A 24,066-nucleotide genomic window follows, 5' to 3' on the forward strand; every position below is an offset into this window, starting at 1 on the left:
TCTTCTATGCAAAAAAGCTCGTCAGTTATATAACCGACGAGCTTTTATTTTGCACATTTTGGACAACGGCCGTATATTTCAAATTTATGACCGGTTACTTCATAACCGTTAAAATCTTTATTCATAAAATCCATTGGGCAGGAAGTAATTTCTTTCGTACCACCACAATCCAAGCAAATAAAATGATGATGATGTTCCATAATAGAACATGTAAAACGAAAATGTTTTTCACCATTTAATTCCGTTTGTTCTAAAACACCGATTTCAGCAAAAACTGTTAAGTTACGATAAATCGTATCAAAACTAAGCCCTGGATAATCATCCTTCATATGCTCCAAAACGTCTTTCGCAGTTAAATAACGATTGTGAGCCGCAAATAATCTGAGCATTTCTTCCCTTTTTCCAGTATGTTTGTATCCTTTGTCTTTCATTAGGCGTAAAGCTTCTGTTAGATTCATACCTATCCCTACTTTATGCAGTTTTTTTCTTCTTCCATAAAATTGCACCGATCAAAATAAGAACTGCTATCACAACAATTGTACCACCTGGTGCTAGATCAAGTTGATACGAAGCAAACATTCCACCAATTACTGCAATTTCACCAAATATAATGGAAAAGAAAATTGTTTGTTTAAATCCTTTAGCAATACGAATACTTGCTGCAACTGGTAACGTCATTAAAGATGATACGAGAAGAACCCCTACAACACGCATGGATACTGCAATAACAAGCGCAACTAAAATAATAAAAATAAAGTGAATCCACTTTGCACTCAAACCGGTTGATACAGCGTATTCCTCATCAAATGATAGTAAAAACAACTCTTTGTATAATAAACTAATCGTTGCAAGTACAACAATTGCTACAATACCAATAATAATTAAATCCCCACTTGTAACAGCACTTACACTACCGAATAAATAACTAAATAAATCTGTGTTAAATCCATTTGCAAGTGAAATGAAAATAACACCGATGCCCATTCCCGCTGAAAGAATAATTGGAATTGCTAATTCTTGATAATGCTTATATACAGTTCGCAATTTTTCAATTAGTAGCGCTCCACCTATCGAGAAAATCATCCCCATATATAGAGGATTTAAAAATCCACCTGTGAAAATTGTTTTTTCAAGTAATAAACTTGCAGCAATACCTGATAACGTCACATGACTTAATGCATCTGCAATAAGCGACATGCGGCGAATTACAACAAACACACCGATAAGCGGCGCAACAAGTCCTATTAAAATCCCCGCATATAAAGAGTTACGTAAAAAGTCATATTGTAAAAAATCTTGTATCATTATATCCTCCCGTGATGCTCATGCTCGTGTTCTAAACGGTGAACATGATGCCCATATAAGACGGACATTTCCGCATCTTCTAACTCTCGGAATTTCTCTACATTACCATGGAAATGTAGATGTTGGTTTAAGCATGCAACATGTGTTACCTTCTCAGTAACTGCTCCCATATCGTGTGTAACAAGAATTAACGTGATGCCCAACCTTTTGTTTAAATCCTCTAATATCTCGTAAAAGCTTTCTACATTTTTCACATCAATCCCAACAGTAGGCTCGTCCAAAATAAGCAATTGTGGATCACTTACAAGTGCTCGAGCAATAAATACACGTTGTTGTTGCCCACCGGAAAGTTCTCCAATATTGCGTCCTTGAAACTCACTCATCCCTACATCAGCAATTGCTTTTTCTACTTTCGCCTTATCATCTTTCGTAAAAAAGCGAAAAAGACCTTTTTTCGAAACAAGTCCCATTGACACGACCTCAAAAACTGTTGCTGGGAAACCTGAGTTAAAACTACTTGCCTTTTGGGATACATAACCAACTTTATTCCATTCTTTAAACTTCTTACTATCAATACCAAACAATCGAATGCTTCCTTGCCTTGGCTTTAAAACACCTAATAAACATTTAAGCAAAGTCGATTTCCCTGAACCATTTGGTCCAACTAAACCTAAAAAAGCTCCCTTCGGAACTTGCAAATTAATATCTTCTAACACGTTGCGATCTTCGTATCGAAACGTTAATCCTTCTATTTCCAATATATTATTCATAGCATCTCACCTATTTTAATTCAGAATGATTCCGATTTATATCTATTTGAATTATAGTACAGCTTATTATAGTTGTAAACCAATCTGCCTAAAATATATCTTTTATTTCAGGAAACCTTACTATTATAACAAAAAGCAGAGAAAAATTCTCTGCTTTCGAAAAATATTACAAATAACTTTTTAGTGAATAGCTGATTTAAACTTACCACCGTTTGTCTCTTGTGTACTCATAATAGTAACAAAAGCATTTTCATCAATTTCATGCACAATTGATTTTAACTTCGTCACTTCCAGACGGGTTACAACTGCATAAATAACTTCTTTTTCTTTATCTGTGTAACCACCTTTTGCTACAAGCTTTGTAGTTCCACGACCAAGACGATGTAAAATCGCATTTGATACTTCCTCATATTGATCTGATACAATTAAAACTGCTTTTGTTTCATCTAACCCTTGAATTACTGTATCAATTGTTTTGAATGCGATATAGTACGTCATAACAGAATACATTGCTTGTTCAACACCAAATACAAATGCCGCCCATGCAAAAATAAATAAGTTCACAAACATTACGAATTCACCAACAGAAAACGGTAATTTCTTCGTTAATAAAATCCCCATAATTTCTGTTCCGTCCATTGATCCACCATGACGAATAACAAGCCCTACACCAAGGCCTAAAATAAGACCACCAAACACCGTTGCTAAAATTGGCTCTGTTGTAAATGGCGGAACAGCATGTAGCGTTGATTCAATAAATGCTAAAGCTACAATACCGAATGCCGAAGATAACATAAATGTTTTTCCAATTTGCTTATAACCTGAGTACATAAACGGAATATTGAGAACAACAACCAAAGTAGAGAAACTTAACCACCAAATATTTGGAGTCAGATAATCCAAAATAAGAGAAATACCAATAATTCCACCATCAATAATTTTATTTGGCATTAAAAATAGTTCAATTGCTACCGCCGCGCATGCTGCCCCAAAAATAATCATAACTAAGCGATAAACGAGATGAATAACACTTTCTTTTCGATGTTGCTTTTGCTCCATAAGTCCTCCTTATACTCTTTCTCTGTAGTTTTGTCCCTTTATTATAACATACGCTTCTTTTCCTCATAAAAAGAAACTCTATAAGAATATATACAAGCTATACGCTCATATATTTCGATAGAAGAACGTGTGAAGGAGGATAACACGATGAATCTCATTAAACAAATTGTTAATAAAAAATTAAATCATATTTCTACAAAAGAGTTATTGAAATATAGTAAAGAATATGAAGTTCCCATTACAGCTGCACAAGCTGATCAAATTGTTTTACTTATGAAAGGAAAGAATATTAATATTTATGATAATAACGAGCGACTAGAGCTCTTAAAACAAATTGCAAAACTCACCTCTCCTGCTACCGCCCAACAAGTAAATACTTTATTTCAACAACTACTAAAATAAGGAGGGGAAAAAATCCCCCTCCTTATTATTGCGCTTTAATTTTTTCAAGAATTCCCTCATCAAAAATACCATTTTTCAGCATTTCGATTTCAAACTTATATGGTGGCTTCTTGTCTTTTTTATCTTCACCTACATACGGTGTTTCAAGAATTTTTGGCACGTTCATTAACTGCGGATGATGTACAATATGATGCAATGCTTTATAACCGATATGACCGAAACCGATGTTTTCATGACGGTCTTTTCCTGCTCCGCACACATTTTTACTATCATTAATATGAAGTACTTGTAGACGATCAATTCCAACGATCTTATCAAACTGATTTAATACACCGTCAAAATCATTTACAATATCATATCCTGCATCGTGCGTATGACACGTATCAAAACATACAGATAGCTTTTCATTATATTTTACGCCATCAATAATTTTCGCAATTTCTTCAAAGCTACGACCGCATTCTGTTCCTTTTCCTGCCATCGTTTCTAGCGCAATATTAACCGTTTGTTCTGGCGTTATTACTTCATTAAGCCCTTTAATAATTTGTTGAATACCAGCATCTGCTCCTGCACCAACGTGAGCTCCTGGGTGAAGAACAATTTGCCTTGCTACCCCTAATGCTGCCGTTCTTTCAATTTCCATACGAAGGAAGTCGACACCTAATTGGAACGTCTCTGGTTTCGTCGTATTCCCAACATTAATAATATACGGAGCATGGACGATAATTTCCTCAATACCGTTCAGTTCCATATGTTTTCTTCCTGCTTCTATATTCAATTCTTCAATTGGTTTTCTTCGTGTATTTTGCGGTGCACCTGTATAAATCATAAACGTTGTTGCACCGTATGAAACAGCCTCTTCACTTGCTGCTAATAACATCTTCTTACCACTCATTGAAACATGAGATCCAATCTTTAACATACAATCACCTCTTCAATATACAATAGATATAATGATAGCATAATTTGTAGAAATATGTAGTGAATTGTTTGTTCACAAAAAAGGCACTACACACATTTATATGACTATTTAAACAGGCTATACTCTATATTTAAATTAACTCGATTAAGTGAAACTTTAATTCATATTTTTCTATCCTAACTAATTATGTACTCTCACAAATAACCGGACAAAAAAAGATAAGGGAAGTCCCTTATCTTTTTTTATTGCTATATTTTCGCTTTACTTTGTCACGTTCTGTTGCAAGTTTTCGTTTATAGTTTGGTTTTACTTTTTTCGGCTTTTTAACAACTTTTGTTGCCATAACATCTAGTCCATCATTTGGTTTTTTACGACTCTTACGACGACGACGGTCACCTAAATCCGCCCACTCATCTCCGCGTAAATCTACATGCTTAAACTCGATATGACGTTGTTTTTCCAAACTATCTAACGCTTCTTCATTTGCTGGATCATAAATTGTCACTGCAATACCTGAATGACCCGCACGTGCAGTTCTTCCAACACGGTGAACGAAGAAATCTAAATCTGATGGAAGTTCATAGTTGATAACATGGCTAATTCCTTCAATATCAATACCGCGTGCCGCTAAATCTGTTGCGACAATGTATTGGAACTCTAAATCACGAACTTGTTTCATCATTTTTTTACGATCACGTGGTGATAAATCGCCGTGTATACGCCCTACTTTTAACCCGCGTTCTGCTAATCCATCGGCTACTTCATCAGCCTTCTTCTTTGTGTTTGTAAAGACGATTGCTAAGTACGGTTTGAATTGAAGTAGCATATTTTTCACTAATTCAATTTTATTACGGTGTCTTGAAGGCACAAGGTAATGCTCAATATTTCCTGCTGCAACTTGCTTCGGATTAATATGAATATGTTCTGGATTCTCCATATATTTCTTCAGAAATGGTTTTAATTTTTGAGGAATTGTTGCAGAGAAAACTAGCATTTGCAAGTTTTTAGGCATACGTGCTGCAATTTTATCTACATCTTGAATGAATCCCATATCAAGCATTAAATCCGCTTCATCGACAATAATAGTATCCGCTTTATAAACAAATAGCGCCTTTTCTTCTACTAAGTCCTTAATACGTCCTGGTGTTCCAACTACAATATGAGGTTGTTTTTTCAACTTTTCAATTGATCGTTGTTTATCAGTTCCACCAATTAAACAGCGTGCTGTAATCATTTGATCTTCTGCACAGAACTTTGTTAACTTCACGATTTCTTCGTAAATTTGTTGTGCTAACTCACGAGTAGGCGCTGTAATAACAAGTTGTACTTCTTCACGACTTGGATTAATTCTGTTCAGTGTAGGAAGTAAATATGCGTGTGTTTTCCCAGAACCTGTTTGGGATTGTCCAATTACACTCACACCTTTTTTCACAACCGGGAAAATTTTCTGTTGAATTCCTGTCGGCTCTGAAAAGCGTAGTTCACGAACTGCATCTATTAAAAATGGTTTAAAATCATACTGTGTAAAAGTTTGTAGTGTCATAAGTTACACCTTCTTTCTAAAATTTCTACTGCGCGCACAAATCAGTCAAGTCTACATTATATCGAAATCTACAAATAAAAGCCATCTTTAGTTTAGGTTTTTATCCTAAAAACTAACCTTCTTTCCTTCCATTGCATATTGTATGTGTATATACCTAACTGAAGAAAGGAGGATTTCTCACATGTTTCCGAAATCCCCTATAAGGCAAATGTATCCAAATCAAGGACAGCAACCTTACACACCGTATCCAATTCCACAACTACCACCGATGGCACAAAAAAAGAAAGGTTTCCTTGCTAAACTCTTTAAAAAACACGATCCCACCGAATCTTTCATGCAAATGGTCCCGCCTTATCGACAAATGGAAGGACCACCGATGATGCATCAGCAACCACCGCCACAATATCAACAGCAATATCAGCAGCAATATCAGCAACAATACCCCCAGCAACATCAACAGTATCCACCATACATGCAGCAGCATCCCCAACAAATGATACCGCCTCAAATGTATGAATCAAATGAAACGCGCGGTGCCGCATCAACTACAGCTGCAGCAACATCAAGCAGCGGCATCGGAAGTTTTTTTTCGAACCTAATTTCGAATCCAACTAATATGATAAGCAATATCGAAAAAGTATCCCAAGTCGTTCAATCTGTAGGTCCTGTCGTCGAACAGTACAGTCCCATTATGCGTAACCTACCAAGCATTGTTAAAATCCTCACCTCTGGAAAAAGTACGGAAGAAAGTCAAACTGAAGACCTAATAGAAAAGGTTGAGGTAGCAACTCCACCTCCTCCACCCCAAAAAAGAAAACGGAAAAGAAAAAAAATAGTAATTGAGCCAGTCATAGAAAAAGAATTACCAGAGGAGCCTATTCAACAAATAGCAACAAAACCAAAACTATATGTGTAACAATCCTTTGTTTTCTATCGACTCCTCCTTTATAATGTAATGGACTATGCACAAAAGTATCCCTTGTTTAGAAGGAGAGGATTACTCACATGAAGATTGTTAAAATTTCCCCTCGTGGTTATTGCTACGGTGTTGTTGACGCGATGGTTATTGCACGTAACGCCGCATTAGATACATCATTACCGAGACCTATTTATATTTTAGGCATGATTGTTCACAACAAACATGTAACAGATGCGTTCGAAGAAGATGGCATTATTACATTAGATGGTCCAAGTCGATTAGAGATTTTAGATAAAATCGATTCTGGTACTGTTATTTTCACTGCACATGGTGTTTCTCCAGAAGTTAAACAACGTGCAAAAGAAAAAGGTTTAACAACAATCGATGCAACTTGTCCAGATGTTACAAAAACACATGACCTTATTGAAGCAAAGAAAGCTGAAGGTTACCATGTCATTTATATCGGCAAAAAAAATCATCCAGAACCAGAAGGCGCAGTTGGTATTGCCCCTGATATCGTTCATCTTATCGAAAAAGCCGATGATTTAAAAACATTAGAAATCCCAACGGATAAAATTTTAGTTACGAATCAAACAACGATGAGCCAATGGGACGTTCAACATTTAATGGAAGACATTCAGAAAAAATTCCCAACAGCAGAATTTCATAAAGAAATTTGTTTAGCGACTCAAGTTCGCCAAGAAGCTGTCGCTAAACAAGCTGACGTTGCAGATTTAACAATTGTTGTTGGCGATCCAAAAAGTAACAATTCAAATCGCTTAGCACAAGTATCACAAGAAATCGCTGGTACAAAAGCATATCGTGTTGCAGATGTAAGCGAGATTCAATTAGAGTGGCTACAGGGTGTAGAAAACGTAGCTGTTACAGCAGGCGCTTCTACTCCAACACCAATTACAAAAGAAGTTATCGCTTTCTTAGATCAATATGATCCAATGAACCCAGCTACATGGGAGAGAATTCGAAAAGTACCACTTCAAAAGATATTACCTCGTGTAAAAGTAAAAAAAGAACAATAATAAAAACCGTTGCCTATATGAGCAACGGTTTTTATTTTTCTTATACAAATGTAAATGGGTCTGTATGTAACTGAGAAGCATGAATGTGTACATTAAGTTTTTTCGCATCTACTTGTTCTTGCAATTGCTTTTGCACACCTTGCTTCATTACTTTTTCAACGTTATGTCCTGGGTCAACTATATTTAAACCGAGCATCATCGCGTCATGAGCAACATGATAATACATGTCACCTGTTACATATACATCTGCCCCTTTAAATTTCGCTTGATTGATATATTTGTTGCCATCTCCACCAAGTACAGCGACTTTGCGCACTTTATCATCTAACTTGCCAACAACTCTTGCACCCTTCACGTCTAATGATTGTTTCACATGTTCTGCAAATTGACCAAGTGTCATTTCTTCTTGTAAATATCCTATTTTACCAAGACCTAAAGTCTCACCTTTATTATCAAGCGGATATACATCATAAGCCACTTCTTCGTATGGGTGAGCTGCTAACATCGCTTTCATAACTTTTCTTTGTAGTGAAGCTGGAATAATCGTTTCGATACGCACCTCTTCCACACGTTCTAACTGTCCAGTTTCCCCGATATAAGGCTTTGTTCCCTCTTGAGGTACAAATGTGCCTGTCCCCTCACTACTGAACGTACAGTGGCTATAATTGCCGATATGGCCAGCACCTGCATCTCCTAGTGCTTTACGTACTTCTTTTGCGTGAGTCACTGGTACAAACACAACAATTTTTTTCATTTCTTCTGCATATGTAGGAACTAATACTTCTGTATTTTGTAACCCTAACGCATCGGCAAGTAAATCATTTACCCCGCCCTTAGCAATATCTACATTTGTATGTGCCGCATAAATTGCAATATCATTTTTAATACACGTTTCAATAATTCTTCCGTACGCCTTATCTGTATGAATCGCTTTTAATGGATTAAAGATTAAAGGATGGTGCGCAATAATGATATTCGCTCCTAGTTGGATTGCCTCGTCTACAACTTCCTCAGTTACATCTAATGCGATTAATACGTGCTGAACAGGTTTATTAAGCGCTCCAATCTGTAAGCCAATCTTATCCCCTTCCATCGCTAAATGCTTCGGATACATACCTTCAAATAAAGAAATAACTTCATAACCATTCGGAATTTTACTCATGATAAAACATCCCCTATCATTTTCATTTTCGCTTCTATTTCTGCACGCTTCGCCTGTGTTTCTCCAGATTCTGCCGCACGTTCTAACTGTTTTAAAATATTTTGGAAGTTTTTCAATTCTCCTTCCCATTTCTCAACAAAAGCCTCACGTTTTTCTTTTATTAAAAATGGCCCCATAAATAGTTCAGCTTGCTTATTATCAGAATAAGGTGCCCCAATATCTCCTCGTTCTCCAACTAAAATTTCGTAAATTTTCCCGTCTTCTTTTACGATTTTTTCATGGATAAGCTCCCATCCATTCTCAATAAACCATTCGCGAATATGATGCGCTGCAATATTCGGTTGTAAAATTAGACGCGTTACACCTTCTAATTTTTCTTTACCCACTTCTAAAATGTCACGAATTAGCGCTCCACCCATTCCTGCAACCGTAATTACATCAACTTCTCCTGGTGTGATAACAGCTAATCCATTCCCTTTACGAACGTCTACTTTATCTTGTAAGCCACTTTCAGCTACAGTTGCTTGCGCAGATCGAAATGGTCCATCTACAACTTCTCCTGCAACTGCTTTTGTAGCAATATTATTTATAATTGTATAACATGGTAAATACGCGTGATCAGATCCAATATCAGCTACTGTAGATCCTACTGGAATCTCCCGCACAACTTCTTCTAATCGTTTTGAAAGCTTTACTTCATTCATGTATTTCCATTACTCCTTCTCTTGTCAGTCTGTCTCCATGATAATGAATTTATAGTAGTTGTTGCAAGTCCATAACAACACTTTCATTCTCTATTACTCATCGTATTTTAGAAAACATAGAAAAACAAGCCCTTTGCAAACGCAAAAGACTTGTGATACAGAACTTTATTTTTTCTTCGATAACCAATCAGCTACTTTAGCTGCTTGATCAGCTGGAACTATATTTGGTGGCATATTTCCTTTTCCTTTCGAAAGAATTTCTTTAATTTCATCCTTTGAAAGTTTTCCACCAACTTTTTGTAAATTAGGTCCGACTGCCCCTTGTAACTGATCACCATGACAGCTCGTACAGCTTTGCTTCACAATATCCTCTGGCTTTGATGCTGTTTGTGCTGGCTTCCCGCCATTTTTTGCATCAGCTAACTCTTTAGATTTATTTAGCCCCTGAAATGAAAATACAAACATAACGATAATACCCAATGCTGCAATAAGAGCGAACGGAATCAGCGGATTACGTTTCATATCTCTTCTCCCCCCTCTATACCCCTAAATAGTTAGATGATTCAGTCATTTCCATTGTACTTGAAAACGCTCTATCAGAAAAGAGTAAACTATTACTTGTTGAAAATATTCCATAAATTCAGTTTATTGTTTTTTATTGTTATATCACTTATTATTTCGATAATTACTAACGTTTCTCGTCATATTTTTCGTTTTTCTACATATGTTTTTGTATAGAATAAACAAAATTAATCGAAAAATCGAAAAATGAGCATTTGCAAATCAAAAGACAATTCTGTAAAATAAATTACAAGAAATTGTAATCGTTGCTGATAGCTAAATTTTAACAAAAATTAACAAAATAAAAAAGTTTACTTCACAAAAGTGAAGTAAACTTAAAGGTAGCCTATTCTAAGAAATCCTTAAGACGCTTACTACGGCTTGGATGTCTTAATTTGCGAAGTGCTTTTGCTTCAATTTGACGGATACGTTCTCTTGTTACGCCGAATACTTTCCCAACTTCTTCAAGCGTACGAGTTCGTCCATCATCTAAACCGAAACGAAGACGTAGAACATTTTCTTCACGATCTGTTAGTGTATCTAACACATCTTCTAATTGTTCTTTTAGCAACTCATACGCTGCATGGTCCGCAGGCGATGTCGCTTCTTGGTCTTCAATAAAGTCACCTAAATGGGAGTCGTCTTCTTCACCAATTGGTGTTTCAAGAGAAACTGGCTCCTGTGCAATTTTTAAGATTTCACGTACTTTTTCTGGTGCAAGATCCATTTCTTCACCAATCTCTTCAGGAGATGGTTCGCGTCCTAAATCTTGTAATAATTGACGTTGTACACGAATTAACTTATTAATCGTTTCAACCATATGAACTGGAATACGAATTGTTCGCGCTTGGTCTGCAATAGCACGTGTAATCGCTTGGCGAATCCACCAAGTTGCATACGTACTAAATTTGAAACCTTTACGATAATCGAACTTTTCAACCGCTTTAATTAGACCCATATTCCCTTCTTGAATTAAGTCTAAGAAAAGCATACCACGGCCCACATAGCGCTTTGCAATACTTACTACAAGACGCAAGTTTGCTTCTGCAAGACGACGTTTCGCTTCTTCATCGCCTTCTTCAATACGCGTTGCAAGTCGAATTTCTTCTTCAGCAGATAGTAAATCTACACGACCAATTTCTTTTAAGTACATACGAACAGGATCGTTGATTTTCACTCCAGGTGGTACACTTAAGTCATTTAGGTCGAACTCTTCTTCTGTTTTTGTAATTTGGCGATTATTAGGACCTTCGTCGTTGTCATTGTCACCAACTAAGTCAATCCCTTGTTCACCTAAATATTCATAGTATTCATCCATTTGATCGGATTCAATTTCAAATCCATTCATGCGTTCTGCAATCTCTTCATATGTAAGAACGCCACGTTTTTTTCCGAGCTCAGTGAGTTGTTCTTTCACTTGCTCAAGGGTCATTTCAGTTTCAATTTGTTTAGAACGAGCTGGTTTGTCAGCCATCTGTTCCCCTCCTTACGCGAGATACAAACATTCATTATACTAAAATTTTATCAAAAAAGCTATTTTCTCGCTTTTTGATTTTGTAAATATGCTACATAATATTTAGCAGCCTCTACAGGATCTGTTTTTTCCATTTGTTTTACTTTAAAGATGATTTCCATCTTTTCAAGTTTTTCCTGATGACGTCTGAGCGTCTCCAAATGGCCTTGTAACACTTCTTCTGCGTATTCTGGATTAATAAATTCATCCGTCGAAATATCGGTAATAATATTTTTCAACTTTTCATCAGAGAGCCAACTTAAAAATGTTCCGACTGAAGGTTCATTTCCCTTTTCATAATATGCGTATAGTTCATATAAAATCCCTTTATGTTCTTCTGTATGAAAATCTTCTATATGGGGTTCCATACGAACGGCCACTTCTGCACTTTGCAACATATGGTAAATAATTTCTCTTTCTGCCCTTTCAAAACCTGTTAACTTCGGTTTTGTTTGAACAATTTGAGATGGCTTAGCAACCTGCTTTACTTGTTTTTGCTGTACCTTTTGTTCTTTGCGATATTGGTGCAATTGATTCAAAAGTGTTTCCATTGAATACGAAAATTCTTGCGATAATGACTTCAAATATGATTCTGCCTGCATCGCGTCCTGTAGCAACGATAACTCTTTTAAAACACTTTTCACATATTCTTCTTTGCCAGACTCATCTTGCAAATTTTTCCCTAAACGCAAATAATTTATTTTAAAACCAACAAAACTTATACTTGATTTCACAAGATTTTCAAAAGCGGTAGTCCCATATTGTTGCACATATTCATCAGGATCAAGCTTATCTGGCAAGGATGTAACTTTCACTTGGCAACCAACTTTTAGCAATAATTGCCCTGCTTTCATCGTCGCTTCTCGCCCTGCTTTATCACCATCATAGCAAAGAACAACAGTTTCAACGTTACGTCGCAGAAGTTTTGCTTGTTCTTCAGTTAAAGCTGTCCCCATTGTCGCAACAGCTTCTTCCACACCACTTTTTACCGCAGCTAGTACATCCGCATACCCTTCAAAAAGGACCACTTGCCCACGTTTTCTAATAAACGGCCTTGCTTGGTGGAAGTTATACAACAATTTACTTTTGTGAAAAATCGGTGTTTCAGGGCTATTTAAATATTTCGGGGTGTCATCTCCTAATGCCCTTCCACTAAACGCTATCACCTTACCTTGTAAAGTATAGATTGGAAACATAACTCTTCCACGGAAGCGATCATAATGACTACCATCCTTCTCACTTCTTATTAGAAGACCTGCTTGTTCCATGCTAGACAGCGATAAACCTCTTTTTTGTAAAATTTTTGTTGCTGCATCCCAAGCTGGTGATGCATAACCAATTTCAAACTTCTCAACCATCTCTTTTGTAATACCACGTTTTAATAAATACGAAAGTGCTTCATTTCCCTCTTCCGTATTTACTAATAAATGATGATAATATTTTTTCAAAAGTTCATGAGCTTGTTGCATGATGACAGTGTCATCAGATATGTCTTCTTGTTGTCCTTGCCCTGATGTATATTCTGCAACCGCAATTCCATTTCTTTCACCAAGCTTTTGAACAGCTTCGGTAAAAGCCAGTCCTTCCATTTTCATTAGAAATGAAAATACATTTCCGCCTTCTCCACATCCGAAGCAATGAAAAATTTGCTTATCAGATGAAACGGAGAATGAAGGAGAATTCTCACCATGAAATGGACAAAGGCCGAAATAGTTACGCCCCTGCTTTCTAAGTTGAACGTATTCACCAATCACTTCAACAATATCGGATGATGTCCGAATCTGTTCAACAACTTCTTCGGGAATTCTGTTCCCCATAACTCCATCTCCGTGTCGTATTTTGTATTCGATATAAATTAAAAAATTCCTTTATAATTCGACAATATTTTTTCTAAAATTGTTAGAAAGTGTTGTCGATCACGTGTCGCAAACGATTTTGGACCTTTCGTATGGGTCCCTTCTCTGCGTAACTTCGCAGATACATGCTTACTATATAAAATTGTATTCATTGGCTCATCTGTTACAAAAAGACTGGCAAGTCCCATTTCCTGCGTGATCACGAGATCTGTTACTTTTACATGTTGATTAATATAAAAATCAACTTTATCTTGTTCAGAATCTACATAGATCCAATTACCTTGCTGTTTTCTTGAACGATGAGTATACGATGTGACAAACAAAATCTTGACATAAGTTTCCGTTTCAACTTGCACAATTTTAGTTTTCACGGGACATGCATCTACATCAAATAATATCTTAATTGATGTTTTGCATATTTCTGTATTCTACATCCCTTCTGTGAATCCTTCCATAATGTGCGTTTTCTTGTATAGATTTTGTCGATTTAACGTAATTACATGTCTTTTTCGTAAATCCTATCCCTAGTTTATTCTGAAAAATTAAAGTCTAAACGTAAAATATAGGTTTTTATCACAATTTTTTATTATAATATATTTTCTTCAACTACGCTACATATCCCTTTATTTTTTCATCTGACCTTTTAGAATAACTAACTTCTACCTTTAACATAATAAAAAACAGAAGAATATAAGTATAACCAATCCGCTATATTCTATTACGAGGTTAACACGTATTGCGTTTCCCACGAGCGAAAAAAGCACATTCACCTTTGGTAAATGTGCTAAAACATTTTTTGGTTTTGCACTGCATTCACAATAATATTTGCTGTTTCTTCAATCGCCTTATTTGATACATCAATTACCTGACAATTTATTTTACTAACTACATTTTCAAAGTGATCAATTTCTTCTTTAATACGATTAATGTTTGCATAAGTAGCTCCATCACTTAATCCAAGTGATTTTAATCGTTCTTTTCGAATATGATTTAACTTATCTGGTGTGATTTTCAAACCAAAACATTTCTCTTTTGCTACTTGATATAATTCCTCAGGCGGATCCACCTCTGGTACAAGTGGTACATTGGCAACTTTCAAACGTTTGTTATGCGCTAAATATTGAGAAAGTGGTGTTTTTGATGTACGTGAAATTCCGATTAACACGATATCTGCTTTTAAAATACCACGCGCATCTCTGCCGTCATCATACTTAACTGCAAACTCAATTGCTTCAATTTTTTTAAAGTATTCTTCATCTAATCTCCGAACAACACCTGGCTCATACCTTGGTAATTGCCCTGTAATTCCTTCAATTTGATCAATAAGAGGTCCGATAATATCGTATGCCTCTACTCCTTCTTTTGCCGCTTCTGTCAATAAATATTGACGCATATCAGGTTTTACTAACGTAAAGCAAATAAGCGCTTGATTGCTCTTCGCAATCGAAATCACTTCTTTTAATGTCCCTGTATCTTCTACATATGGTACACGTCTAATATCAGGAGCGAACGGGAACTGTCCCATCGCTGCTCGAACAACCAAATCAGCCGTTTCTCCTACAGAATCAGATACGACATATACGATTTTATTATCCATTACATTACCTCACTTTAAACAAATTACACTTATTCGTTATTTACTAAGTTTACAAACGCACGTGTAATATTTGTTTTTGTAATTCGTCCAATCACTTCTAAACCTTGCTTTGTATCTTTTACAACCGGCATCGCATCAATCTGTCTTTCTATTAATTCCATCGCAATATCATATAAAGAATCCTCCCTACGACACATCGCAATGTTTGGCATCCTTGTCATGATAATATTAACCGGGAGAGAGGTTAAATCCTGCTTTCCTAAGCTAGCTCGTAATAAATCTTTACGCGATACAACGCCAACTAATAAAGTAGATTGATCGACAACAAATAATGTACCAACGTCCTCCAAGAACATAGTACAAATCGCGTCGTATACTGACACATTTTTATCAATTACAGCCGGTCTAGATTGATAATCTTGCACTTTAATTTTTTTAACAGCTTCAGATAATAGCTGCCCCCCAGTTTTACCCGTATAAAAATAACCTACGCGTGGACGCGCTTCTAAATAACCAGCCATTGTTAAAATTGCTAAGTCTGGTCTCAGCGTTGCACGTGTTAAACCCAATTGCGCAGCAATTGACTCCCCTGTAATAGGACCGTGATCTTTTACAATCTGAATGATATGTTCTTGCCGTTTATTCAGCTCTATGATAATCACCACCTTTAATGCACAACGAAAAAAGTTATACTATCTCTTAAATATTATATACTAAATATGCTATTCGAAAAAGAAAGTATGTAAAAAGGACCGTATACGGCCCAAATTTATATTTGAAACTTATCAAGTTGCTCCAGGAAACGTCTTGATTTCAAATAAATCCCACAATATTCATCATAATATGTATTCAGCACTGTGCGCATTTGCTTCTTTGTACTATCCTTTACTGATACATTACCGAGCCGGTGTAAATCGAAGTGATAAAAGAGACGTAATAATTTATGAACAGCCTCTCCTACCGGTATACGGTACTGATCTTGCTCCGCATGACGTGAGCACAGAAAACCGCCTTCCCTGACAGAGAAGGCGACAAAATCTGTTTCTTGATGACAAATAGCACATGTATCAAAATACGGGCGCATCCCTAATACCGGAAGCATTTTCGTTTGATAAATTAATGCTAATACTTCTGGATCAACACCCTCACACATATAATGCAACGTTTGATATAACATTTCAAATAAATACGGATTATGTTTCTTATCTTCTGTTGCTTTATCAGTTAATTCAATAATAAATGATGCATAAGCAGTTAAAAATATATCCTCACGAATTTCCTTCATAGATGAAATAATCTCGCCTTGTTGCAAAGTTCCAAGTCCAGATCCCATTTGAATAAGAAAGTGTCCATGTGTCATAAGTTGCGAAATAGCAGCTAACCGACTCTTCGGTTTTTTCGCCCCTCGTGCCATTGCACTTATCTTACCAAATTCCCGTGAGAATATTGTAACAATCTTATTCGTTTCTCCGTAATCTGTCGTACGGATAACAATGCCCTCAACTTTTTGAAACATGTTCGTCACCATCCAAGGTTTGAACAAAACGGGTCAAGAAATTGGAGAGTCTAGATGCGCTAGCTCCTCTTCATGTTGATCCATCTCATCGTTTACGTCTTTTTCCATTTCTTTCAAAAGCAAATACGTTTCAATGCTTCCTGTTTTGGAGAAAAACTTCCAGGTAAAATCTAGCATAAGAATCCACCTTTCTCAATAAGCGTAGCCTGTAAACCAATTTCTTTTGTTGTTATTAAATTGACCCATTTTGTCCATTTTCATGTGAGAAAAATTTTTCCTAATTTATCAAGATAAAAACCAATAATCAGCGGATGAACAAAACACCCACTGATTACAGCTTTTCTCCATATTAATACTCGTCTTCACGGAACCCAAGGTCACGAAGCTGTGACATCTTATTACGCCAATCTTTTTGCACTTTCACCCATACTTCTAAAAATACTTTAGAACCCAGAAGTGCTTCAATGTCAAAGCGAGCTCGCTTACCGACTTCTTTTAACATCTTCCCTTGCTTACCTATAATAATTCCTTTTTGTGATGCGCGTTCAACAACAATCGTTGCATTTATATAAACTGCCCCGCCCTCGCGCTTTTGAATTGCATCAATAACAACAGCTACAGAATGTGGCACTTCTTCACGTGTTAAATGTAATACTTTTTCACGAATAAGCTCTGCAATAATAAATCGCTCTGGATGATCCGTTACTTGATTATCTGGGTAGTATTGCGGTCCTTCTGGTAAATATTTTTTAATTGTATTAATTAAAGCTTCAACGTTATTACCGTCTAATGCAGAAATTGGTACAATCTCTGCGAACTCATGTAGTTTACGGTATTGATCAATTAACTCTAATAATTGCTCTGGATGAAGTTGGTCAATTTTATTAATTACTAAAAATACTGGTTGTTTCGTTTCTTTTAATTTCTCAATGATGAATTCCTCACCACGACCAAATCCTTCAACCGCATTAACCATAAACAGAACAATATCAACTTCTTTTAATGTCGTTTGAGCCATCTTCACCATGAAGTCGCCTAGTTTATGTTTAGGTTTATGTATTCCTGGTGTATCAATGAAAATTACTTGTGAATCATTTTCTGTATATACGCCTTGAATTTTATTACGAGTCGTTTGTGGCTTGTCACTCATAATGGCAATTTTTTGACCGATAATACGGTTTAAAAATGTAGATTTCCCAACATTCGGTCTGCCAATAATAGAGACAAAACCTGATTTATAACCTTTTCTATTCATGTAAATCCTCCGCTAAAAATGCTCCTGGTAACAATTCTCCGACTGTCGTCTCTTGAACGTCACCATGTAAATTTGATAGGTATACTTTTGTATCCTGTTTACATAATTCTACCATAACTTGTCGACATGCTCCACAAGGAGGTACTGGACGCTTTGTATCTGCTACAATCGCAATAGCTACAAACTCTTTATCCCCTTCAGAAACTGCCTTAAATAATGCTGTTCTTTCTGCACAATTACATAAGCCATATGACGCATTCTCAACATTACATCCACGATATACTTTTCCATCCCGTGTTAATAATGCTGCACCTACTTGAAATTTAGAATATGGTACGTACGCTTGTTTACGCGCTTCGATTGCTTCTTGAATTAATTGTCGACTATTCATATTCCCGCATCCTTCCTGTTCACAGTTGTGAATAGATACACACTCTCATTAAAGGCCTGCACGGCACTTCCAAGGCTTAATAAAAGCTTTGGAATGCAACTATACCACATACGGTAAAAAGATAATAGCACCAATTATAACGGCTATTATTGCAAACAATAAAACCGCTCCCGCTGCGACATCTTTTGCAATTTTCGCAAATGGATGTATATCGGTAGTCGCTAAGTCTACTGTTTTTTCCACGGCCGTATTTACCATCTCTAAACTCATTACAATTCCTATTACAAGCAGTAATAACACCCACTCTATTTTCGTAATATGGAAATAAAAGCCGCAGCATATTACAATGACTGCGGCTAAATAATGAATTTTCATATTTCGTTCATGTCGAAGACAAAAAAATACACCTGCTATAGCATATCCAAAACTATTTATAAGTTTTCCTTTTTTCATCGTCCTAATCCAAACGTTTCTAAAATTTCTTTTTGTCTTCCAAACATTTCTTTTTCATCCTCTTCTGTCATGTGGTCATAACCAAGTAAATGTAAAAAGCCATGTAACGCTAAAAAGCCAAGTTCACGATCAAAAGAATGTCCATACTCTTCAGCTTGTTCTTTCGCTCTCGGAATAGAAATAATAAGATCACCTAACATACGCGGCATCTCTACACCTACAATTTCCATTTCCCCTTCTCCCATTTCTTCCATGGCAAAGGAAATTACATCAGTAGGCTGATCCTTACCTCGGTAATCACGATTAATCTCACGAATGCGCTCGTTATCTACAAATGTTACTGATAACTCCGTACCATCCTCTATGTTTTCCATTTGAGCTGCTTTTTCTAATATCTCACGAATTAAATTTACATATTCTTCTTTTACTTCTTCTGTTTCATCAATAAAATCAATTAATAAACTCATTCTTTCTCCTTCTCTTCCGGTGGTTCCGGATACGTAATACGTGAATGGAAAATACCATTTAACGTTTCACATAAAGTTTTCCCAACGATTTGTAGTTCCTTAAATGTCAAATCACATTCACTAAATTGTCCATCTTGCAGGCGATCTTTAATAATACTTTGCACCAAATTATTAATTTGATCTGGCGTTGGATGATTCATAGAACGTACCGCAGCCTCTACACTATCAGCAATACCAACAATTGCGGACTCTTTAGAAGTTGCTTTTGATCCTGGATAACGGAACATCTCTTCTGTATATTTTTCTTTATCTTCTTTAATCGCCTTATAGTAAAAATATTTAAGCAACGTTGTACCATGATGTTGTCCAGCAATATCAATAATTTCTTGCGGAATATGATATTCTTCGAGCATCCTTACCCCATCCGTTACATGAGCAATGATAATATCTTTACTCGTTACAGGGTCTAACTTATCATGTGGATTTTCAATTCCCATCTGATTTTCAATAAAGAATTGTGGTTGTACTGTTTTTCCTACATCATGATAATACGCCCCTACACGCGCTAACACGCCATTTGCTCCGACTGCTTCGCAAGCAGCCTCTGAAAGATTCGCTACCATTACACTATGGTGATATGTCCCTGGCGCTTCTAACAAAATTTTACGTAAAAGCGGATGATTCGGACTTGATAGTTCCATAAGCTTCATGCTTGATACAATTCCAAGTCCACTCTCTAAATATGGTAAAATCCCCATAGCTAACACGGAAGAGATAATCCCTGAAAGTGAAGCCATTAATAATTGCGTACCAATTTCAAGAGGTGAAAAATTCCCATTACGTAATAATAATAACGCCGCCAATACGACTACATTTAATACAGAAACGAGTACACCAGCTTGTAAAATCATCGTACGACGATTTTTTTCTCTCAAGAAAATACTCACTGATAATGAACTTAATAACACATAAATACCTACACTATAATTTAGTGTGCTCGTTACCCCTTCATTAAACATAATACTTCCGCACACAGAAAAAATCATACTTGTTAAAAATACAAACCGATCACCGATCATCAGTTTTACAAGTATTGTCCCCATCGCGACTGGGACAACATATGCGATCCCTGCATATTCAAGCTTTTGAAACAAACTAATAATTTTCATTAGAACAATTGTAATAGACAAAATTGTAATATACGCTAAAATGTACGGTCTATCTTCTCTTCTCCGCTGTAAAAACAATTCAAATTGCTTATGCATAAAGTATAGTAGTACACCAATGAGTATCACTAAACCGACATAAGGTTGGAAGCTATTACCTTTCTCTAACAAGCCGACTAATTTCAACTGATTATACATATCACTTGAAATCGTTTCACCTTCTCTAACAAGAACCTGTCCTTGAAGAATATAGACGGGCGGAACTAAATCTTCCTCCGCTTTTCTCTTCTCTTTTGTTAAAGCCGGATCATAAAAATAATTCGCCGAAATCGCATATTTCCCTAACGCCTTAATAGATTCTTTCAAACCATTATCCACATTAACACTATTCATCTCACTGACGTATCGATCCTTCGCATCCTTCAATTCGTCCATTTTAATATGCCCGCTCATAATACTATTAATAGCTGTAACTGCTGCATCTTTCGCTAATACTAACTGACTCGGTTCTGCATTAATCAAGTTCAGTAAGTTTGAATCAGATAACTCTTTCGTTAATTCGACAGGTAATTTCTTTTTCAACTTGTCCACTTTTTCAGCATCAGTTATCTTTTTTTGTTCATCCGGTCCAATAGCTTTTATCTCTTGCACCACTTCATCTACTTTAGCAAAGACGTCATTCACAATATCCACTTTATTTTGTTTATACTCACTTTTATATGTATATTGATCTTCAACTTTTGTAGCGGCTTCTTTTTTCTTTTTTTCCGTTGTAACTTTATCTTCAATTTTTACAGGAGAATGGATTGTCTTTTTCGCAATAGAATATATTTCAACATCTAATTGCTCCGGTTTTACATTATTCATAAGTGCAAAAAACAGCACCGCTCCTAATACAACGTAAGAAATCCAATTTAGTTTTTTCGAATGTTGTAAATTACGAAACCACTTATAAATTTCTTGAGATTTTGACATGATTTCAATACTTCTCCTCTCCAGAAATAAAGTGAAACTATTTATAGCTGTCATTTCTTCTAGCCAACGATACTTTTGGGCAACATTTTTATACACCAGTACCTATAGTTTATTTCCCTTATCTTTAATGATAGTAAAAAATATGCCGTTCGCCAACCTTATCATACAAAAAGAAATGATCCTGACAAATAGGATCATTCCATTTTATCATATGCCTCAATAATACGTTGCACCAGTGGATGTCTCACAACGTCCGTTTGTTCTAATGTAATGAACGAAAGACCCGATACACCAGATAAAATGTTAGAAGCAAGAGAAAGTCCTGATTTTACCCCTTTTGGTAAGTCTATTTGTGAAGGATCTCCTGTAATAACCATTTTAGAACTAAAACCTAGTCTTGTTAAAAACATTTTTATTTGGGCACCCGTTGTATTTTGCGCTTCATCTAAAATAACAAATGAATCATCAAGCGTACGTCCTCTCATATAAGCAAGAGGTGCGATTTCAATCACTCCACGTTCCATCATACGCTGCGTGTATTCTTGTCCAAGAATATCGTGCAGTGCATCATACAGCGGACGTAAATACGGATCTACCTTCTCTTTTAAATCCCCTGGTAAAAAACCTAAGCTCTCTCCGGCTTCTACAGCAGGTCTTGTTAAAATAATTTTCTTTACATACCCTTGCTTTAAAGCTCTCACAGCCATTACTACAGCTAAGTATGTTTTCCCAGTCCCAGCAGGTCCCATCCCAAATACAATATCATTCTTCTTCATTGCATGAATATATCTTCTTTGCCCCATCGTTTTTACACGAATTGATTTACCTTTTGCAGTTTTAAAGATTTCTTCTTCATATAACTCTTCAAATTGAGCAATTTTCCCTTGTTGCGCGAGCTGAATCGCATACGCGATATCTCTTTCTGTAATTGATACACCTTTACGAATAACAACGAGTAATTGCTGTAAGATTTTTTCTACGAGTATTACAGTTTCATCTGTCCCAGATGCATGAACAGTTTCTCCTCTAGTTACAATCGATACATTAAGTTCTCTTTCAATTACTTTTAAATGAGCATCATTTACTCCAAAAAGTGCGATTGCTTCGTTAGAATTTTCCAGTTGTTGGTTCATTTCTACTAATTGTTCTGCCATTACTCAGTCTCCTTGAATATCGGATTCAGATATTGGTTGTGGCTCTGCAATATTTTCGATTACCGTATAATGCAATGTAACTTTTAGTTGATCCGCCTCAACCTCTTTACTCAAAATCTTATCACTTACAATCATAGCATGTTCATCCAATTTTTTCTTCAGTTCTTTTTCTGCCATCTCTTTCGCTACTTTCATTGCTTGTTTTTCGGTATATTCTCGATTCGCTTCTTCCTCTTCTCGCACTATATCTTTTTCGTATGCAATCGGTAACGTAAAACCAAATAATTTCACATCATGTTTTACACTTTCAGTACGAGAGCGTTTATACTTATCATGTTGAAATCCCCATATTTTTATTTTCACACTTCCAAATCTAAGAAAATGCTCATTGTATGCATTACCAGTATATACTTGAAATTGTGTCTTTAGCGGGACATTTACCTCCGATGTATACCACGTTTCTCCATACACAATACCTTTCGCTGAAACAATCGTCGGACTCTCCTCATTACCATATATTCCGGATACGAGAAGTTGCCCCTTTTCTACATGATCATTTTTCAGGACGACTGGTTTCCCAACTTCAACAAACGTTTTTGTAACAATCGCTTCTTTTTTTGCCACTAAATTTTGTGGTTGTTGTTCCTTTTCTTTTTTCGGCTCGTTTTTTTCAACAATTTTAAAATGGTATGTCGTTCCTCTTATTTCGAGCCCCGCCCAAGTAATCGCATTAATATTATCTGTCAAATGACGTTGCACATCTTCTACACTAGGCATTTGGAACTGTAATTTCCCCTTTTTAATACCCATTTTGTCCAATTCTTTCATCAATATATATTCTGTTTCAGGTTTGGCCCCTGTAATTTCAATTTTCCAAACCATATTTGATAATGCAATCATGCCAAAAAAGAAAATTAGAAACCCAATTAAAAATCCACTATTTTTAATTAAACGCTTATTCCAAAAAGGAAAGCCGTAACGTCCAATAAAATATAATTTACATTCATTCTTTCTATAAATTGGTTTTATTTTTTTCACATCTCGTAATAACATACAAAAAACTAACGTTTCATCAGCAATCTTCTTAACATCCCAAACCAATAATTTTCTACGTACACATTCGTTAACGAACCGTTCCGCTCCTCTACCTTCAATTCGTACTTTTACATATCCAAGCCATTTTATAAACCATTTATTTTTCATCTACTACCTTCACTACCTTTCCAAAAGTAGACACACTACTTTTCACTTTAATTAGCAAAATAGCTCGTACGAAAATGAAATAAAGAGTTTACTACCCCAATAACAAAATAAACTAAATAGTAAAGTCGCATCACGA

At 36.0% G+C, this 24,066-nt stretch carries 26 protein-coding genes; 3 read left to right on the forward strand and 23 right to left on the reverse strand.

Annotation, left to right across the window (positions count from 1 at the left end; translation table 11 throughout):
* Window positions 1-44: 44 nt before the first annotated feature.
* From MR065_RS01755 to MR065_RS01770, 4 genes are all read right to left on the reverse strand, one after another.
* Window positions 45-458 (reverse strand): Fur family transcriptional regulator, encoded by a 414-nt coding sequence (locus MR065_RS01755; RefSeq protein ID WP_001054512.1) that lies wholly within the window; start codon window positions 456-458, stop codon window positions 45-47.
* 13 nt (window positions 459-471) lie between these two features.
* A complete protein-coding gene (locus MR065_RS01760) occupies window positions 472-1,305 on the reverse strand; it encodes a metal ABC transporter permease (RefSeq protein WP_088230900.1) in 834 nt (277 codons plus the stop codon).
* Window positions 1,305-2,075, reverse strand: a complete 771-nt coding sequence (locus tag MR065_RS01765; protein ID WP_242212272.1) for a metal ABC transporter ATP-binding protein — start codon at window positions 2,073-2,075, stop codon at window positions 1,305-1,307. The genes MR065_RS01760 and MR065_RS01765 overlap by 1 nt, the downstream gene beginning before the upstream one ends.
* Before the next feature lie 180 nt (window positions 2,076-2,255).
* A complete protein-coding gene (locus MR065_RS01770) occupies window positions 2,256-3,134 on the reverse strand; it encodes a YitT family protein (protein WP_097906164.1) in 879 nt (292 codons plus the stop codon).
* A 147-nt stretch (window positions 3,135-3,281) separates the two neighbouring features.
* On the opposite strand from MR065_RS01770, the gene MR065_RS01775 reads away from it, so the two are divergent.
* Window positions 3,282-3,536, forward strand: a complete 255-nt coding sequence (locus MR065_RS01775) for a DUF2624 domain-containing protein (protein WP_097906165.1) — start codon at window positions 3,282-3,284, stop codon at window positions 3,534-3,536.
* Between the two features lie 25 nt (window positions 3,537-3,561).
* Here MR065_RS01775 and MR065_RS01780 read toward each other — a convergent pair whose 3' ends face one another.
* Entirely contained in the window at window positions 3,562-4,458 is an 897-nt protein-coding gene (locus MR065_RS01780; RefSeq protein ID WP_097906166.1) for a deoxyribonuclease IV, read from the reverse strand.
* A 232-nt stretch (window positions 4,459-4,690) separates the two neighbouring features.
* Window positions 4,691-6,001 carry a DEAD/DEAH box helicase gene (locus tag MR065_RS01785; protein ID WP_097906167.1) on the reverse strand — a complete coding sequence of 437 codons (1,311 nt, stop codon included), beginning with the start codon at window positions 5,999-6,001 and terminating at the stop codon, window positions 4,691-4,693.
* 181 nt (window positions 6,002-6,182) lie between these two features.
* Here MR065_RS01785 and MR065_RS01790 point away from each other — a divergent pair, with 181 nt between their 5' ends.
* Both MR065_RS01790 and MR065_RS01795 read left to right on the forward strand, forming a co-directional pair.
* A complete protein-coding gene (locus MR065_RS01790; RefSeq protein WP_242212273.1) occupies window positions 6,183-6,917 on the forward strand; it encodes a VrrA/YqfQ family protein in 735 nt (244 codons plus the stop codon).
* 89 nt (window positions 6,918-7,006) lie between these two features.
* Window positions 7,007-7,957, forward strand: coding sequence for a 4-hydroxy-3-methylbut-2-enyl diphosphate reductase (locus tag MR065_RS01795; RefSeq protein ID WP_242212274.1), 951 nt, complete (start codon window positions 7,007-7,009; stop codon window positions 7,955-7,957).
* A 40-nt stretch (window positions 7,958-7,997) separates the two neighbouring features.
* On the opposite strand, the gene MR065_RS01800 is transcribed toward MR065_RS01795, so the two are convergent.
* From MR065_RS01800 to yqfD, 17 genes are all read right to left on the reverse strand, one after another.
* On the reverse strand, window positions 7,998-9,119 hold the full coding sequence (locus tag MR065_RS01800; protein WP_242212275.1) for a Nif3-like dinuclear metal center hexameric protein: 1,122 nt from the start codon (window positions 9,117-9,119) through the stop codon (window positions 7,998-8,000).
* The gene (locus MR065_RS01805; RefSeq protein ID WP_097906171.1) at window positions 9,116-9,823 is read right to left on the reverse strand and encodes a tRNA (adenine(22)-N(1))-methyltransferase; all 708 of its coding nucleotides are present in this window, start codon (window positions 9,821-9,823) and stop codon (window positions 9,116-9,118) included. The genes MR065_RS01800 and MR065_RS01805 overlap by 4 nt, the downstream gene beginning before the upstream one ends.
* A 165-nt stretch (window positions 9,824-9,988) precedes the next feature.
* Entirely contained in the window at window positions 9,989-10,345 is a 357-nt protein-coding gene (cccA, locus tag MR065_RS01810; protein ID WP_242212276.1) for a cytochrome c550, read from the reverse strand.
* Window positions 10,346-10,730: 385 nt separating this feature from the next.
* Window positions 10,731-11,858 (reverse strand): RNA polymerase sigma factor RpoD, encoded by a 1,128-nt coding sequence (rpoD, locus tag MR065_RS01815; RefSeq protein WP_000764062.1) that lies wholly within the window; start codon window positions 11,856-11,858, stop codon window positions 10,731-10,733.
* A 59-nt stretch (window positions 11,859-11,917) separates the two neighbouring features.
* Window positions 11,918-13,714 (reverse strand): DNA primase, encoded by a 1,797-nt coding sequence (dnaG, locus tag MR065_RS01820; protein ID WP_242212277.1) that lies wholly within the window; start codon window positions 13,712-13,714, stop codon window positions 11,918-11,920.
* A gap of 38 nt (window positions 13,715-13,752) precedes the next feature.
* Complete coding sequence (locus MR065_RS01825) at window positions 13,753-14,124, reverse strand: DUF188 domain-containing protein (protein ID WP_242212278.1); 372 nt, start codon at window positions 14,122-14,124, stop codon at window positions 13,753-13,755.
* A 413-nt stretch (window positions 14,125-14,537) separates the two neighbouring features.
* The gene (locus MR065_RS01830; protein ID WP_097906174.1) at window positions 14,538-15,350 is read right to left on the reverse strand and encodes a pyruvate, water dikinase regulatory protein; all 813 of its coding nucleotides are present in this window, start codon (window positions 15,348-15,350) and stop codon (window positions 14,538-14,540) included.
* 29 nt (window positions 15,351-15,379) lie between these two features.
* Window positions 15,380-16,012 carry a transcriptional regulator CcpN gene (locus tag MR065_RS01835; RefSeq protein WP_000583755.1) on the reverse strand — a complete coding sequence of 211 codons (633 nt, stop codon included), beginning with the start codon at window positions 16,010-16,012 and terminating at the stop codon, window positions 15,380-15,382.
* A gap of 107 nt (window positions 16,013-16,119) precedes the next feature.
* Complete coding sequence (gene recO, locus MR065_RS01840) at window positions 16,120-16,866, reverse strand: DNA repair protein RecO (RefSeq protein ID WP_097906175.1); 747 nt, start codon at window positions 16,864-16,866, stop codon at window positions 16,120-16,122.
* A 33-nt stretch (window positions 16,867-16,899) separates the two neighbouring features.
* Complete coding sequence (locus tag MR065_RS01845; protein ID WP_000883924.1) at window positions 16,900-17,043, reverse strand: YqzL family protein; 144 nt, start codon at window positions 17,041-17,043, stop codon at window positions 16,900-16,902.
* 172 nt (window positions 17,044-17,215) lie between these two features.
* Window positions 17,216-18,121 (reverse strand): GTPase Era, encoded by a 906-nt coding sequence (gene era / locus MR065_RS01850; RefSeq protein ID WP_097906176.1) that lies wholly within the window; start codon window positions 18,119-18,121, stop codon window positions 17,216-17,218.
* Window positions 18,114-18,512 carry a cytidine deaminase gene (locus tag MR065_RS01855; RefSeq protein ID WP_098268131.1) on the reverse strand — a complete coding sequence of 133 codons (399 nt, stop codon included), beginning with the start codon at window positions 18,510-18,512 and terminating at the stop codon, window positions 18,114-18,116. Before MR065_RS01855 ends, era begins: the two co-directional genes overlap by 8 nt.
* A gap of 99 nt (window positions 18,513-18,611) precedes the next feature.
* A complete protein-coding gene (locus tag MR065_RS01860; protein WP_097906178.1) occupies window positions 18,612-18,965 on the reverse strand; it encodes a diacylglycerol kinase family protein in 354 nt (117 codons plus the stop codon).
* Complete coding sequence (gene ybeY / locus MR065_RS01865) at window positions 18,962-19,432, reverse strand: rRNA maturation RNase YbeY (RefSeq protein ID WP_097906179.1); 471 nt, start codon at window positions 19,430-19,432, stop codon at window positions 18,962-18,964. Before ybeY ends, MR065_RS01860 begins: the two co-directional genes overlap by 4 nt.
* Window positions 19,429-21,573 (reverse strand): HD family phosphohydrolase, encoded by a 2,145-nt coding sequence (locus MR065_RS01870; protein WP_097906180.1) that lies wholly within the window; start codon window positions 21,571-21,573, stop codon window positions 19,429-19,431. The genes ybeY and MR065_RS01870 overlap by 4 nt, the downstream gene beginning before the upstream one ends.
* A gap of 194 nt (window positions 21,574-21,767) precedes the next feature.
* Window positions 21,768-22,727: a PhoH family protein gene (locus tag MR065_RS01875; RefSeq protein ID WP_242212279.1), complete on the reverse strand. Its 960-nt coding sequence runs from the start codon at window positions 22,725-22,727 to the stop codon at window positions 21,768-21,770.
* 3 nt (window positions 22,728-22,730) lie between these two features.
* The gene (yqfD, locus tag MR065_RS01880) at window positions 22,731-23,930 is read right to left on the reverse strand and encodes a sporulation protein YqfD (protein WP_242212280.1); all 1,200 of its coding nucleotides are present in this window, start codon (window positions 23,928-23,930) and stop codon (window positions 22,731-22,733) included.
* Window positions 23,931-24,066: the final 136 nt, after the last annotated feature.

The sequence above is a fragment of the Bacillus cereus group sp. BfR-BA-01383 genome, from assembly GCF_022663495.1.
GTDB classification, from domain to species: Bacteria; Bacillota; Bacilli; order Bacillales; family Bacillaceae_G; genus Bacillus_A; species Bacillus_A cereus_AU.